Origin of the sequence: Hymenobacter humi (assembly GCF_042665855.1) — a bacterium.
GTDB lineage: Bacteria > Bacteroidota > Bacteroidia > Cytophagales > Hymenobacteraceae > Hymenobacter > Hymenobacter humi.
In genome coordinates this window covers 1345495-1361505 of record NZ_JBHTEK010000001.1, presented here as the reverse complement: position 1 = coordinate 1361505, position 16011 = coordinate 1345495, and the positions used below count along the sequence as shown (strand labels likewise).

4 protein-coding genes, 2 tRNA genes and 3 rRNA genes are annotated in these 16011 nt (G+C 56.5%); 2 read left to right on the top strand and 7 right to left on the bottom strand.

Going from position 1 to position 16011, the window contains the following annotated elements; genetic code table 11:
- Window positions 1-33: 33 nt before the first annotated feature.
- Window positions 34-858, bottom strand: a complete 825-nt coding sequence (locus ACFQT0_RS07675) for a hypothetical protein (protein WP_380201728.1) — start codon at window positions 856-858, stop codon at window positions 34-36.
- Between the two features lie 1416 nt (window positions 859-2274).
- On the opposite strand from ACFQT0_RS07675, the gene ACFQT0_RS07670 reads away from it, so the two are divergent.
- Window positions 2275-6792 carry an FG-GAP-like repeat-containing protein gene (locus tag ACFQT0_RS07670; RefSeq protein WP_380205943.1) on the top strand — a complete coding sequence of 1506 codons (4518 nt, stop codon included), beginning with the start codon at window positions 2275-2277 and terminating at the stop codon, window positions 6790-6792.
- A gap of 247 nt (window positions 6793-7039) precedes the next feature.
- On the opposite strand, the gene rrf is transcribed toward ACFQT0_RS07670, so the two are convergent.
- The 6 genes from rrf to ACFQT0_RS07640 all read right to left on the bottom strand — a co-directional run bounded on the left by rrf (window position 7040) and on the right by ACFQT0_RS07640 (window position 14848).
- A 5S ribosomal RNA gene (rrf, locus tag ACFQT0_RS07665) occupies window positions 7040-7151 on the bottom strand.
- 105 nt (window positions 7152-7256) lie between these two features.
- Window positions 7257-10176 (bottom strand): 23S ribosomal RNA (locus ACFQT0_RS07660).
- A 195-nt stretch (window positions 10177-10371) separates the two neighbouring features.
- Window positions 10372-10445, bottom strand: a tRNA-Ile gene (locus tag ACFQT0_RS07655).
- Between the two features lie 97 nt (window positions 10446-10542).
- Window positions 10543-12055: ribosomal RNA gene (locus ACFQT0_RS07650) — 16S ribosomal RNA — on the bottom strand.
- Together the 16S, 23S and 5S rRNA genes with 1 tRNA gene alongside form the textbook arrangement of a ribosomal RNA operon.
- A 675-nt stretch (window positions 12056-12730) precedes the next feature.
- Complete coding sequence (locus ACFQT0_RS07645) at window positions 12731-14179, bottom strand: DUF4394 domain-containing protein (protein WP_380201726.1); 1449 nt, start codon at window positions 14177-14179, stop codon at window positions 12731-12733.
- Window positions 14180-14773: 594 nt separating this feature from the next.
- Window positions 14774-14848: transfer RNA gene (locus ACFQT0_RS07640), tRNA-Val, on the bottom strand.
- Window positions 14849-15103: 255 nt separating this feature from the next.
- Between ACFQT0_RS07640 and ACFQT0_RS07635 the strand changes: the two genes are divergently transcribed.
- A complete protein-coding gene (locus tag ACFQT0_RS07635; RefSeq protein WP_380201724.1) occupies window positions 15104-15997 on the top strand; it encodes a TerB family tellurite resistance protein in 894 nt (297 codons plus the stop codon).
- Window positions 15998-16011 lie beyond the last annotated feature (14 nt).

Here is a 16011-nt window from a genome sequence, read left to right as displayed (position 1 = left end):
TGGTCGTTGAGCTAATTCTTCATTCCTCATTCTTCATTTAATAATCGGGCAGCGTTCGAATGGCCGTGTTTCGTCGAACAGCTTGCGGTAGGTGATGTGCGTTTTGCAAACCTTGGCCCCGATGGAGCGCGTGGTGGCCAGCATGCGAGGGTTGAAGTCGCCAATCCAGTTCATTTCGATGTCGGTGTACCCTGCCACCTGGAATTGCCTTTGGGCGTGCACCAGCATCACGGCGTCCACGTTTTTGCCCTGGTGGGCGGGCACTACGCCGTAAATCACCCCGAACATTTTCTTGGGCTGGCGGCGCTGGTAGCGCCACCGCTCCCACAGAAACCGCACCTTGCCCACGAGGTCGAGCCGCGGGCCCACGTGCTTGAGAATCTGGTTCAGCTCGGGCAAACTCAGGAAGAAGGCCACCGGCTCGTCGTGATGGTATGCAAACCAGAGCAGGCGCTCGTCCAGAATCGGACGCATTTGCTTTACCAACTGGCGGGCTTTTTCGAGGCTCATCTCCGGCACGCCGGAATGGTTGGCCCAGGCCAGGTTGTACACGTGGTGGAAATCCTGGGCCATGCGCTCGGGCTCGGCCTTCAGGGCGTGCCGAAACTGGTAGGCCGGCTGCTCGGCCGCGAAGCCCTCCGCCCGCTTAGCAAAGCTGGGGTGCAAGGGCGTATCGACCTCCCGGGCGCAGGTGTACTGTTTGAAATACAGCTGAAAACCGTAGTTCTCGAACAGCTGCTGGTAATACGGCGGGTGCCAGAACATGCCGTAGTTGGGCTCCAGCTCGAAGCCATCAACCAGCAGGCCCCAAAACCGGTCCCGCTCGCCGAAGTTGATGGGGCCGTCCATGGCCTGCATGCCCCGCGCGGCCAGCCACTGCCGCCCGGCCTCAAACAGCGTATTGGCAGCCGCCTGGTCGTTGATGCACTCAAAAAGCCCAGGCCGCCGGTGGGCAAATCAGTATCGGTCACCGCCGGAGTATCGCGGTTGAGGAAGGCCGCCACCCGGCCGATGACGGCGCCACTGCCATCGGTGAGTATCCAGCGGATGGCCTCGCCATTGGCAAAGCTCAGGTTCTTGGCCGGGTCGAATACGGCTTCAACTTCGGCGGCCAGTGGCCCGATGTAAACGCGCTGCCCGCCGTGCAGCCGGGCGGGCAGGTCCTGGAATAGCCGCGCCTGGCGGGCACCAATAACTTCAAGTAGGGGCATGTGGAAAGAGCGCAAGGAACAGGCACAGCACCCTAACGGCAAAGCGGCAGGCGTGGCCCTAATAAGGCCACAAAGAAACACTCACCCGCTCGCTTATGGTCCGTGGGGCTTGTCAGCCCAGCGCTGTGCTTGCCTCTGGCTGTCTCGGCAATCTTTCCGCCTTACGCCGCCGACGAGGCGCTGGACCCAGTTTCCCGGCCCATGGGGTATTCAACTCTGGCATCTGTGGGCGGCTGCTTACGGCTCTTCCGGCTCGCCTCAAACTGCCCCAGCACGAAACAAAAGGGACATTGCCGTCGGCCGTAGCCCGTACCCGGCACTTGGAGGCTCAGCGCAATGCCTTGCCCAACCCGGCAACGGGGGTGCGTGTGGTAAACACCAGTCCCGTCATTTTCTGATAAGTCGGAATAAAATGGAAAGGAAGTAGCCATGGCGAGAGAGGTTTTTTATAAATATAATATTACTTTTTGAATAAAAAAAATGCTTTTACCAAAGACAAATTCTTCTTCTCATCAGACCATATGCTCTGCCTTCACCCATAATAAACTGATTATTAATGGATATAATATTATACGCTGCAGAGATTTACAAATCTTGAGCTAAGTCATGATAAGCCATAGGGAGAAAGAGGCAGGAGTGCCATTTTTTGTAGAATCCAGCCCAACTACTCATCAGCGAAGCCCGAAATGCTTTGGCTTAAGTGACAGCATTTATGATACAGCTACGGCTCTCCTTTCTCGAATTTAAAACCGTAATCGCAATACGTATATTTAGTTATTATTCATAAAATAAATAAGGTAAATGCAATTGGATTTCATAATTTGGGGTGTGCTAGCAAAGCTGCTGGCTGGCAACTGAGGCAGAGTTGCTGGCTGGAGGCCTTGGCATTTCATCAATGCGCAGCACGAATGCATTGGTTTTCCAGTCCTTCTAGCTCATGATTCTACCTTACTGTCTTTGGCCCTTTGCCCGCGCGTGCAAGCAGGCGTCTACCTTACTCCCAACTGACCGGTTACGTCTTATTTATCGGTCCAGCCGCCTGCTGCTGGCCGTGTTGTTGCTGGTGGCCCGACCTTCGTTTGCCCAGCCCTCGGCCAAGCCACAGCCCCCGCTTTTTCGGGCCGATGGGCCCGCCGCGCAAGCAGCTTCGCGCTCGCAGCTGGCGGCTAGGTTGCGGCAGTATCGCGCCTTCACCCTCGACCTTGCCGGCTTGCGCTCCGCCTTGGCTGCCGCACCGCTACGGAGCGCCACAGCAAGCCAGCCGCTTGAGCTGCACCTGCCCCTACCCGACGGTTCCACGCAGCGGTTTGCCTTGTGGGAAACCCCATTGCTGACCCCAGCGCTGGCAGCCCGCTACCCCGGCCTGCACACGTACGGCGGCCGCGGCCTCGACGACCCCACCGCCCTGCTTAGCCTCACGGCGAGCCCCGGCAATTTGCACATCCAAATCCTGAGCGAGCAGCCCGGCGGTGCCGTCTACCTCGAAGCAGCCAGCACGGGCGATGCTCAACACTACGTGAGCTACTACGCCCGCGACGTAGTGGCCCCGGCAGGCAGTCAAAGAGGCTGTGGCGCGGCCTCCTTACCCAAGGTGCCCCAGCCAAGGCCCTTTGGCAAGGCTGGTGGCCAGCTGGGCCGAGACGCTAAATTGAGCCAGCCCGTGGGCCCTACGCTGGCCGTGTACCGCTTGGTAATGACCACCACCAAGGAGTACACCAACAGCGTGCACAGCGCGGCCAATGGCGCCGACTACACCGACGTAATGAGCAACGTGGCCGCCCTGGTCAATGACGTGCGCACCATTCAGGAGCGCGACCTGGCCGTGACCATGATGCTGGTGGGAGCTCATTTCTACACCTCGGCCAACGACGGCGCGTACGACCAGAGCAATGACGACCAGATGGTGAATCGGAACCGGCAAAACGTAGAAACCGAGTTTGGCGCTGCAGCTTTTGACCTGGGCCACCTGCTGACTACAAACGCAAGCGGGCTGGCGTATTTGGGCGTGGTGGGCACCAGCGCCACCGGCGGCACTCCCTTTACCTACAAGGCCGGCGGCTTGTCGGGCAACCTGAATCGGACCACGCCGACGGCGTACTTCATCACGAGCGTCTTTGCCCACGAGATAGGCCACCAGTTTGCAGCCTCGCACACCTTCAACACCAACGAAGGGGAATGCGGCAAAAGCACCCGGGCCGCCACTTCGGCCTGGGAACCGGGCAAGGGGTCCACCATCATGGCCTATACCGACATCAATTGCGACGCCCCCGAGCCCAACACTATTCAGGCGCATTCGGACGCGTACTACCACACCGGCTCGGTGGAGCAGATGCGGACTTACATAGAAAGCATTCCCAGCGTGGGTGCGCAAATCAGCTCAGGCAATACCTCACCGCTCGTGACCGTGCCGGCCAACCGTACTATCCCGCAGGGCACGCCCTTTAAGCTCACCGCCACGGGTACCGATGCCGACGCGGCCGATGTTTCAGCCCTCCGATACAATTGGGAAGAAATTGACCTGGGCTCGCCATCCAACCTGAGCACGCCGCAAGCAGCCCAAGATAACGTGCCCTTGTTTCGCTCGGTGCTGCCCAGCACCACCGGCGCCACCCGCTACTTCCCAAGTCTCAACAGCTTAATTTCCAATGTGACTTCGAGCCCCGTCGAACGCTTACCCACCGTGGCACGTGAGCTCAACCTGCGCTGCACGCTCCGCGATTACCACGCCGTGTCCGGGTCGGTAGCCACCAGTACTGCCTCGGGCATCGTGGGCGGCGTGGCCCTGAGCAACACCGTGACCCTGACGGTGAGCGCCGCCAATGCCACGCCGTTTGCCATAACCCAGCCCAATACGGCCGTCACCTGGGTTGCGGGCTCTACGCATACTGTGCAGTGGAATGGGGTCGGCACCAAGTCTTCGGCCGTGAATTGCCAAACCGTGAACATCCGCCTCAGCACCGACGGCGGCCTCACCTACCCCACCCTGCTTGCCGCCGCAGTGCCCAACGCTGACGGGACGGGTTCGGCGAGTATCACCGTACCATCGCTGAACACGACCGCCGCCCGCCTTATGGTGGAAGCCGCCGACAACTACTTTTTCGATATTTCCGACAGCAATTTTACCATTACCACCGGGCCCGCCGTAACTGGCCTGAGCCCAGCGCAAGGGCCAACCGGCTCCACGGTCACCATCAGCGGCTCGAATTTTGGCACCAGCGCCGCTGGCCTGGGCGTCACCTTCAATGGGGTTTCCGGCACCATTGTGTCCGTCAGCGATGGCAGCATCACGGTCACGGTTCCAGCCCAAGCCCAAAGCGGCCCGGTAGTGGTTACCCGAAACGGAACCGGGGCCGGTACTGCCAGCGCAGGCCGCTTCGTGGTAACTCCGGTGGTGAGCGGTATCAACCCGGGCTCCGGACCGGAGGGGGCGCTGGTCGTGGTAGCCGGCACTGGTCTGGCAGGAGCCAGCCGAATAACGTTTAACGGTGCTTCCGTGCCCTCGTCCTCCTTTTTCAATACGAACTACACCGCCGCCCCAAATACCATCATGGTGCGGGTACCGCTGGGCGCGACCACGGGGCCGGTCATCGTAACTACCCCGGCCGGCTCCAGCAACGCAACGGTGAATTTCGTGGTGACCACGTTTACGTTTAGTGTCCTCTCCGTATTGCCCCCGCTCAATGGCCCAATTGCCGAGAGCACCAACATCCAAGCCACCTTCAATGCCGAGCTTAATGCCAATAATGCCACCACGCAGCTGCCCATCAAAGTGAGCAGCCTGCAAGCCGGGGGCCGCAAAGCCGGCACTTCGAGCGTAAGTGGCTCAACCGTGACGTTTGACCCGGCCGTCGACTTCCAGGCCGGCGAGGTGGTGCAAGTAAGTGTAACTACTGCCGCTCGCTCAAATGCCGGTGCAGAACTGGTAAAAAGCTATGTAAGCCAACTTACAACCCGCACGCGAGCGACCACTGGCGTAAGTGCAGGCAGTAACTACGCCACCGGTGCCCAGCCCGAGCACGTAGTGGCCGGCAACCTCAATGGTGACGCTGCTCTCGATTTGGTGGTCGCCAACCAAGCCGATAACACTGTAAGCGTGCTGCTCAACAACGGAACCGGCACCAACTTTACAGCAGCAGGAGCCCCAATTGCTGTGAGCGGGAATCCCCAGAGTGCGGCCCTGGCTGACCTGAACAACGACGGCCTGCTCGATTTACTCGTGAGCTGTCTTTCGGGTACCATCAACGTTCTGAAGGGCAACAGCGACGGCACTTTTTCGCCTCAACCAAGCCTGAATAGCGTCGGGCCGGTGCAAGCCGTTTCCGTCGCGGACCTCAACGGCGACGGGAATTTGGACCTGGTGGCCCCACTACTCTATGGTGGCGATGCGGGCTATGCTTTAATCGGCATGGGCAACGGCACTTTTGGCTTCACCATGAGCACCTATACCGGCCTGCCTCCTGCGGCTCGCAGCCTGGCCCTTGCTGACTTCAATGAAGATGGCAATCTGGATTTGGCTTCCGCTAGCTATTCCGGCGTGGCTTCCAACGGCAGCGTCAGTGTGCACTTTGGCAATGGTGCCGGCTCTTTCACCTTAGCCAGCAGCTTTCCCACGGCTGGCGCTTTCTACGTTGTCGCAGCGGACCTGAACGGCGATGGCCATGCCGATATAGCTTCCACAAACACTTACGCAACCGGTGCTCCACTCAGCGTATGGCTTGGAACCGGTGGTGGCCTCTTCGCCAGTGCCATCACGCTAAGGCTGAGTAGCGGGTTTGCATATACCCTCAGCACCGGAGACTATAACGGTGACGGCATCATCGACTTGATTACTCCACGCGGTGCCTTCGGGGCGGGCCCTGGGGTTGAAGTTTTCTCCTTTTTAAGTGGTGGGTTCACAGGCCCAACTACTATCACTGGTTTCGGTAACCAGCCTCGTTTCACAGCGCTGGCCGACGTGAACAATGACCGCACGCTGGACTTCATTACCGCCAATTCCACTGGTGATAACACCGTGAGCGTCGCTTTATCAAAGCCAGCACAACCACTGCCAGTAGAGCTAAGCGCATTCACCGCCACAGTCATAAGTGAATCAGTAGTTCGACTCGCATGGAGTACCGCTTCTGAGCACAACAATATGGGCTTTGAAGTCGAACGCGGTATTGATGGACACACATTTACGAAAATAGGGTTCGCACCCGGAGCCGGTACCCGAACTGCTCCTCAAGCATATAGCCTGCTCGATGCCCCGCCCCCCACAGAATCGACCCTTTTCTACTACCGCCTTCGCCAGATAAACCAAGATGGCACAGCCGCATACTCTCCAGTACGCACAGCAACCCTTGTCGAGTCTGAAGTGCAACTTTTAGTTTATCCCAACCCAGCTCATGATGCAATACAGGTGCATCTATCCTCACTTGTTCCAGGAACACCACTACAGCTGTATGACGCATTAGGCCGCTTGCTGGGCACATTCAATGTCACAGCAAACAATGCTAAAACATCATTACCGCTAACAGACTTGCCGAAAGGCCTATATTTTATCCGCTACGGGCAACTGAGCCAACGCTTGACGGTAGAATAAAGGATAAGCAGCCTTTCAGTGAGAACAAACTGGCTGATTTTCTAAGGTCACGTCACTTAATAGCAAGGGGGTTCTATTGTATAAGCTAACACTAACAGCAAGCGAAACTTTCCATCAATTAGGAAGAGCACATTTTCACTTCCTTTTGGGCTAAAAACATGTTCTTCCCGCTCGTCTTGCTCGTCTTGGGGTGGGGTATACAAGCAAAACGCCTGCCGCTGGTGAAAGCGGCAGGCGTTACAAAAAAGGTTGGCGGCGACCGACTCTCCCACCGGTGAAGGCAGTACCATAGGCGCACCGGGGCTTAACGGCTCTGTTCGGAATGGGAAGAGGTGAACACCCGGGCTAAAGCCACCATTGCTGGCGGGTCACTGCGTGTTCGTGCAGGACTCAATAACGTTGACATAAGGGGGCAAAAACGAAGCGTGTGTTGCGCGCTCGACGAATGAATTCAATTGCTTGAAGTAGCGAAGCCCTCGGCCACTTAGTACGGCTCAGCTATTGCATTTCTGCTGGTTCACCTGCCGCCTATCCACGTCGTCATCTCCGACGGGCCTTCATATTGGGAAATCTCATCTCCAGGTGAGTTTCGCACTTAGATGCTTTCAGCGCTTATCTCGTCCCAGCGTAGCTACCCGGCGCTGCACCTGGCGGTACAACCGGCGCACCAGCGGCTGGTCCATCCCGGTCCTCTCGTACTAAGGACAGGTCCTGTCAAATTTCCAACGCCCACCACAGATAGGGACCGAACTGTCTCACGACGTTCTGAACCCAGCTCGCGTGCCACTTTAATCGGCGAACAGCCGAACCCTTGGGACCTTCTCCAGCCCCAGGACGTGACGAGCCGACATCGAGGTGCCAAACCTCCCCGTCGATATGAGCTCTTGGGGAGATCAGCCTGTTATCCCCGGCGTACCTTTTATCCTTTGAGCGATGGCCCTTCCATGCGGAACCACCGGATCACTATATCCGTCTTTCGACCCTGCTCGGCTAGTCGGCCTCACAGTCAAGCCCGCTTCTGCTATTGCGCTCTGCGTACGGTTACCAAGCGTACTGAGCGGACCTTTGAAAGCCTCCGATACTCTTTTGGAGGCGACCACCCCAGTCAAACTACCCAGCAGCCACTGTCTCCTTCTTGGAAGGATTAGGCATCAGGCACGGCAAGGGCGGTATTTCAACGGTGGCTCCCCGAGAACTAGCGTCCCCGGCTCAGCGCCTCCCGCCTATGCTACACATGCCGAACCCAACACCAATGGCAACCTATAGTAAAGGTGCACGGGGTCTTTCCGTCCCGTGGCGGGTACTCGGCATCTTCACCGAGACTACAATTTCACCGAGCTCACGGCTGAGACAGCGCCCAGATCGTTACACCATTCGTGCAGGTCGGAACTTACCCGACAAGGAATTTCGCTACCTTAGGACCGTTATAGTTACGGCCGCCGTTTACCGGGGCTTCGATTCAAACCTTCGCAGCTTGCGCCACTAAGTTCCCCTCTTAACCTTCCGGCACCGGGCAGGTGTCAGGCCTTATACGTCCGCTTGCGCGTTAGCAAAGCCATGTGTTTTTGTTAAACAGTCGCCTGGGCCTTTTCACTGCGGCTTCTCGCATTGCTGCGAGGAAGCGACCCTTCTCCCGAAGTTACAGGTCCATTTTGCCGAGTTCCTTGGCCGTGATTCACTCGAGCGCCTCAGGATACTCTCCTTGACTACCTGTGTCGGTTTGCGGTACGGGTAATGTTAAAATTAAAACGCTTAGCAGGTTTTCTTGGCAGTCGGATTAGGCACACTATCCGCGTGTCCCGAAGGACGTGCGGTACTATCAGCTTTCGACAAGAGTGGCGTACTTAACTACCTCTCCTATATCTACGGCCTTCAACGGGCACTTCCGTCCGCCCGCGGTGCTTTCACTTCTGCGTCACTGCATCACTTTTTAACATTAGTACAGGAATATTAACCTGCTGTCCATCGAGTTCACCTTTCGGCTGCCCCTTAGGTCCCGACTAACCCAATTCCGATTAGCGTTGAATTGGAAACCTTAGTCTATCGGCGTGGGGGTTTCGCACCCCCATTATCGTTACTCATGCCTACATATGCTTTTCTCCACGCTCCAGCACGCCTGACGACGCACCTTCACCGCAAGGAGAATGCTCCCCTACCACGTAGCAGTCTTGCATGCTACATCCATTGCTTCGGTACTAGATTTGATGCCCGCGTATTATCGATGCCCGGTCGCTCGACCAGTGAGCTGTTACGCACTCTTTAAAGGAATGGCTGCTTCCAAGCCAACCTCCTGGCTGTCAAAGCAACTGGACCTCCTTTGTTCAACTTAATCTAGATTTAGGGACCTTAGCAGATGGTCTGGGTTCTTTCCCTCTCGGCCGGGGACCTTAGCACCCCAGGCCTCACTGCCGTGTATAGCCGCTGGCATTCGGAGTTCATCAGGATTCGGTAGGCTCTGACACCCCCTAGTCCTATTGGTAGCTCTACCTCCAACGACCTCACCACGACGCTGTACCTCAATACATTTCGGGGAGTACGAGCTATTTCTCAGTTTGATTGGCCTTTCACCCCTACCCACAAGTCATCGAAATCCTTTTCAACGGAAACTCGTTCGGTCCTCCAGTGCGTGTTACCGCACCTTCAACCTGCTCATGGGTAGCTCACCAAGTTTCGCGTCTACCCCCCGACTCCGCGCCCTGTTCAGACTCGCTTTCGCTGCGGCTCCGCGACTACAATCGCTTAACCTTGCCGGGGAGGAGTAACTCGTAGGCTCATTATGCAAAAGGCACGCTATCAGGCCACAAAAGCCCTCTAACTGCTTGTAAGCACACGGTTTCAGGTTCTTTTCACTCCGGTATTCCCGGTTCTTTTCACCTTTCCCTCACGGTACTAGTTCACTATCGGTGTCTGAGGAGTATGTAGCCTTAGCGGATGGTGCCGCTCGCTTCAGACGGGGTTTCTCCGGCCCCGCCCTACTCAGGGTATCGCTACCGTGAATCAGAATTGTCGCTTACCGGGCTCTCACCGTCTCTGGCACTGTTTCCCAACAGCTTCAGCTAACTCGATTCAATCAGATGTCGCGACCCTACAACCCCGGACTGGCCGTAACCAACCCGGTTTGGGCTCCTCCCCGTTCGCTCGCCACTACTTGGGGAATCATTGTTATTTTCTTTTCCTGCCGGTACTTAGATGTTTCAGTTCCCGGCGTTTGCCACCGCTCGTCAAGCGAGTCGGTTCCTGCCTCTTCCAGGCAGGGGGTTGCCCCATTCGGAAATGCGCGGATCACAGAGTATGTGCCTCTCCCCACGCCTTATCGCAGCTTATCGCGTCCTTCGTCGCCTCTCAGACCCTAGGCATCCCCCGTGTGCTCTTGCTTACTTCGCTTTCGTATCGCTACTCTATTGCTAGAGTTGTGCTTGTCTGTTGCCAGACCAAGCGCGCTACGCTTCGTTTTTGTTACCCCTTACGTCAAAGAACGTTTGTCATTCTGGTGTTTAATGACATCGTAGAAGAATGCCTATTGCATTCGTCTAATTATTGCTGAATCCCGAACCTTTCAGACCACCTGGGTAAACCAAGTGGGCCTGCGTGGACTCGAACCACGGACCTCTACATTATCAGTGTAGCGCTCTAACCACCTGAGCTACAAGCCCGTATTCGGATTCAAAAATTATTTGAATGAAGGAAAAGACAAACGGTGTGACAACCGTAACATACTATTATAAAAACTCACGAGTCGAACTGCTCCAGAAAGGAGGTGATCCAGCCGCACCTTCCGGTACGGCTACCTTGTTACGACTTAGCCCTAGTTACCTGTTCTACCCTAACCGGCTTCTGTGACGAGCACCGGCTTCAGGTCTACCAAACTTCCATGGCTTGACGGGCGGTGTGTACAAGGCCCGGGAACGTATTCACCGCGTCATTGCTGATACGCGATTACTAGTGATTCCAGCTTCACGGAGTCGAGTTGCAGACTCCGATCCGAACTGAGAACGGCTTTTCGGGATTGGCGCACCATCGCTGGTTGGCAACCCGCTGTACCGTCCATTGTAGCACGTGTGTAGCCCTAGGCGTAAGGGCCATGATGACCTGACGTCGTCCCCGCCTTCCTCACTGCTTGCGCAGGCAGTCTGTCTAGAGTCCCCGCCATTACGCGCTGGCAACTAAACATAGGGGTTGCGCTCGTTGCGGGACTTAACCCAACACCTCACGGCACGAGCTGACGACGGCCATGCAGCACCTTGCTTTGTGTCCCGAAGGAAAGCCCCATCTCTGGGGCGGTCACGCGCATTCTAGCCTAGGTAAGGTTCCTCGCGTATCATCGAATTAAACCACATGCTCCACCACTTGTGCGGGCCCCCGTCAATTCTTTTGAGTTTCACCCTTGCGGGCGTACTCCCCAGGTGGGATACTTAACGCTTTCGCTAAGCCACCGACATTGTATCGCCGGCAGCGAGTATCCATCGTTTACGGCGTGGACTACCAGGGTATCTAATCCTGTTCGCTCCCCACGCTTTCGTGCCTCAGCGTCAGTTACAGTCTAGGCAGCTGCCTTCGCAATCGGGGTTCTGGATGGTATCTATGCATTTCACCGCTACACCATCCATTCCGCCACCCTCGTCTGTACTCAAGCCGTCCAGTTTCCAGGGCAGTTCCACTGTTGAGCAGTGGGCTTTCACCCCGGACTTAAACGGCCGCCTACGCACCCTTTAAACCCAATAAATCCGGACAACGCTTGCACCCTCCGTATTACCGCGGCTGCTGGCACGGAGTTAGCCGGTGCTTATTCACCAGGTACCGTCGTCGACCCACGCATGAGTCTTATTCTTCCCTGGCAAAAGCAGTTTACGACTCAGAAAGCCTTCATCCTGCACGCGGCATGGCTGGGTCAGGCTCTCGCCCATTGCCCAATATTCCCTACTGCTGCCTCCCGTAGGAGTCGGGCCCGTATCTCAGTGCCCGTGTGGGGGACCAGCCTCTCAGCTCCCCTAGCCATCGTCGCCTTGGTGGGCCGTTACCCCCCAACTAGCTAATGGCACGCAACCCCATCCAATTCCAATAAATCTTTAACCACTGTATGATGCCATACTATGGTCTTATGCGGTATTAATCCGCCTTTCGGCGGGCTATCCCCCAGAACTGGGTAGGTTGGTTACGCGTTACGCACCCGTGCGCCACTATGGTATTGCTACCACCGTTCGACTTGCATGTATTAGGCCTGCCGCTAGCGTTCATCCTGAGCCAAGATCAAACTCTCCATTGTAAAATGTTCTACACCCATCCGAAGACGGGCTGATGTCGAGTGCGAATCCGACTCGTATTTGACGAGTTTTTATTCAATGTTACGTTTGGTTGTCAACTTGCCGAAGCAAGTCTTACCATTTGTCTTTTCCAAGCATTCAAAGAACGTCTGCCCGCCCCATTTGAGCGAACCGTGTGGCCTCGCGGCCGGTGTCTTTCTTTCCGTGTAACCCGCTTCTTTCGATTTGGGAGTGCAAAGGTAAGAAGAAGTTTTCAACTTCCAACAAACTGCCGATCTTTTTTTCGATAGAGTCAGGACTCAAAACGAAAGCTGGACTGGTAAGAGGGAGCAGGAATGTAAACCCATAGCCGACCTTTTTTAGTTCGTCCCTTTTAAAATTTTTGCTTCCGTTTGAAGCGCTTTCTTATTGGGGGTGCAAAGGTAGAAACAATACCTGGCTGTGCAAGGACTACCGCAACTTTTCTTCCCTGTTTTTAGCAAACCGTTTTGCATCCAAGGTTTTAAAAAGCGAACAGGCAGTTATTGTAGCTCAACCTGCCTACGGACTACCTTAACTACCGTGGCTATCGGAGTTTGGAACCAAGTGATGGCGCCAGACATTCGAACCCGGAAGACCTTGCTGCCACCCTAAAGAGAGTTTCTTGTAGGAGACATCTGCGTTGAAGTGCAGCTGTGCTAATTCAATAACAGTCGCAGCACCTGACTGCGTGTGCGCACAACATAAACCCCACGAGCTAGGCCAGCCGGGAGCGCTAGATTGGCTGTACCGCTTGCATCGACGGTGGCGTTGGCCACTGGGCGGCCCAAGGCGTCGAGAACCTGAACTGTTGTACCGGCTGCAGCTCCTACTAAGGTAGTGGCAGCCTTAGTAGGATTTGGGAACAGCGCTAATCTCGCCACCTTATTCGCCGGTACCACGGCCTGCACCGGCGAATACGCGACGCGGCCATCCCGGTCCACCTGGCGCAGGCGATAGTAAAGCAGTGCTGCGCCTTCCGGCAGAGCGGCATCGGTCAGGCCGTAATCGTGCACCGCAAAGCTGTTGCCTAGCGCTGCTACCTGCCCAATGGCCTGGAAGAGGATTCCGTCGAGGCTGCGCTCCACGGCAAAGTAGGCGCTGTTCTGCTCCGAAGCCGTGGCCCAATCCAGGCGCACGGTGGCCGGGACTTCGGATTTGGCGGTAAAGCGCACCAACTCTACGGGCAGCGCTACTCCTTGCGGGAGGACCACTGCTACATCGCGAATTTCAAAGTTCAAGAAGGTACTTGCGGGCACGGTATTGCCGAGTAGCGTCGCGGCGCCAGTGGCCAGGTTGAGCCGGTAAAGGTTGCTCGCGCGGGTCCCGTTAGAACGAAGCGATGTTACTTCTGTCAGGTAGCCGACGTTCTCCTTGGTGCTGGGGTCATAGTAGATGTCGAGGCCCATGGCGTCGGGCTCGCCGATGCCGTAGGTACCCGAGGGGATGACAACGGTAACCGGCAAGGGGGCGGTGAGGGTGCCGGCATCCGGCGGGCTTTGCACGGCGAGCAAGCCGTTACGGTAGTCCAGGTCGTAGAGCGTGGTGTTCCGGCTGCCCAAAAACGAATTGGTGTATGCCACTGCCGAAATTGCCGGTGTTGCCGGGGCTCCACCTGCGTAAGCCAGGGCGCCGTCGGTGGCCAGCAGAGCCCCAGTGGGAGCCAAGCGGTAATTGGCCCCATTGGTGCTTGTCACGCGGATGCGGTCCGTAACCGGATTGAAGTCGAACCCGATGCGGTTGGTGGCGTTGCCTAATTCCAGTCGGATGGCTGCACCCACGCGCGACACAGCGTTTGTAGCGGGGTTAAGTAGGTACAACTGGGCATTGGCACCTATGATTGAGCCATTGTAGCCCAGAGCATACAGCAGGTTGTCGGCTGGCCGAAAGTCCATGCCTACCAGTATCTGGCCGGCTGTGATGCCCGTGATGGCAACCGGGTAAAGTGTAAGCGCGGCACCGTTCGTCGGATTAATGGGAACAAGTCCCTGGCTGTTCACAGCCGCTCCTCTAATGTTACTGCCGGTGATGATGCCCAAACCGTAGATGGTCTGCGCAAAGCCCGGCACGGCAAGCAACAGGATGGCGAATAACAGAGGCATTTTCATTTTTGATAACCAAAAGATGAAACCGTATAAAAATAGTTGAGCCAATAACAAGTGCGTCCCGGCGGCCACTTTGCTGCGGCTTGCTTCCTTCTACCCATGCTAAGGATAACTAGGCTTGAAACCCGCTTTCAATAAACGAATGGCAGCCAGCGACTCATCACAAAAGGCATAGCTACTACGGCATATTCATGATGTAGGTACCGGCTAAGGGCCAGGAAAACCCGGGCCGCGCAGGAAGACGAATCCGAATGCTGGTAAAAAGGGCGTGAAAGGGCTACTAAATCCCCTGGCCTCAATCATGACGGGGACTTTCACTGATTCAGGAAATCAAGTTTATAAGCGTGAGGCCGCTTACAACAAACTTGATTTGAAGCACAGCAAGGCACCTGGCTTCAGTGCCAGTAACTGCTATGGCCTATCCTTCTCAAGGCTTTCCAGCCGTTAAGAGGAAATCTGATTCACATCATCAATGACGACTGTCGAAGCACGTGTATGAACCAGCGTGTGTACCGCCGTAAGATTTGGAGCGTACAACCGACAGGGCCAAAAGCAAAAAGTCCCTCAGCCTTGCGACTGAGGGACTTTTAATCAATGTGGGGGATGTAGGGTTCGAACCTACGACCCTCTGCTTGTAAGGCAGATGCTCTGAACCAGCTGAGCTAATCCCCCGTGGGTGTTTCCGTTTGGGATTGCAAAGATGGGAGGTCTTTTGGAAACGCCAAACAATCCTGAGTTTTAATCGGCCACAATATTGCGCTTGAGGGGCTGCTGACACAGCAACAAATTCATTTTCAGGGAGAGAAATTTTCTGGGCGACCCTAAAATTTTTTCCGTCCAAGGGTGCTTTAGGGGCAAAGCAACGTATTTGAGCGGGCTGCGTTAAGCACGGCAGGCACTTTTTCCACCCATTTCACTTCTTTTTACATGGACACCCAGCTTCTTCAGAATTACTCCGAGGCAGAAAAAACTGCTTACCTGAGCGCCATTGCCAGCTTGGCTAGCGCCGACCGCCAGGCCTCGGGCGCCGAAACTGAATTTTTGCAGGCATTGGCCCAACAGGCCGGCCTTTCGGGCGGTGCTACCCAGCAGGTACTGGCCGCCGCCCAGGATGCTTCCAACCAAAGCATTCAGCAGAGCCTCGATGCCCTCAAGAACAGCGACCTCCGCTTCTCGCTCGTAACCGACCTCATCAGCTTTGCGCGGGCCGATGGGGCTTACGCCAACGACGAGGAGGCCATGATTAGCAAGATGTCGGAGTACCTCGGCATTAACCAGCAGCAGAAACAAACGCTTGAAACGGTGGTAGACCAGGCCGAAACCGTGGCCCACGACCCACAGGACCCTGCCAAGGAAGGTTTCTTCAGCCGCATTGGCGACAAGCTCTCGAGCGCAGGCATCCCCAAAAATGCGCTAATGGCCGGCCTGCTCGGTGTGGTGGCGCCCATGGTTATTTCGCGGGTGATAGGCGGCGGCAACCGTACGCAAGGCTACGGCAACCAAGGCGGCGGCATGCTCGGCGGAGGCAGCCTTGGTGGCTTGCTTGGCGGAGCGGCTCAAACTGGCTTGGGTGGCATGTTGGGCGGCTTGCTCGGCGGAGGCATGCTGGGCGGTTTGATGGGCGGCAATTCGCCAGCTAACCTTCCCCAGCGCGGCTCGGCCATCGGCAACGGCGGCTTGGGCTCGATGATGTCTATTCTGGGTGGCTTGGGCGGCCGGCCCAACATGCAGCCGGCCAGTGCCGGCGGCGCGGGGCTGGGCGGCTTGCTCAACGGCGGCATGGGTGGCCTGCTCGGCGGATTGCTGGGCGGCCGCCGCTAAAGCACGTTTTAGTA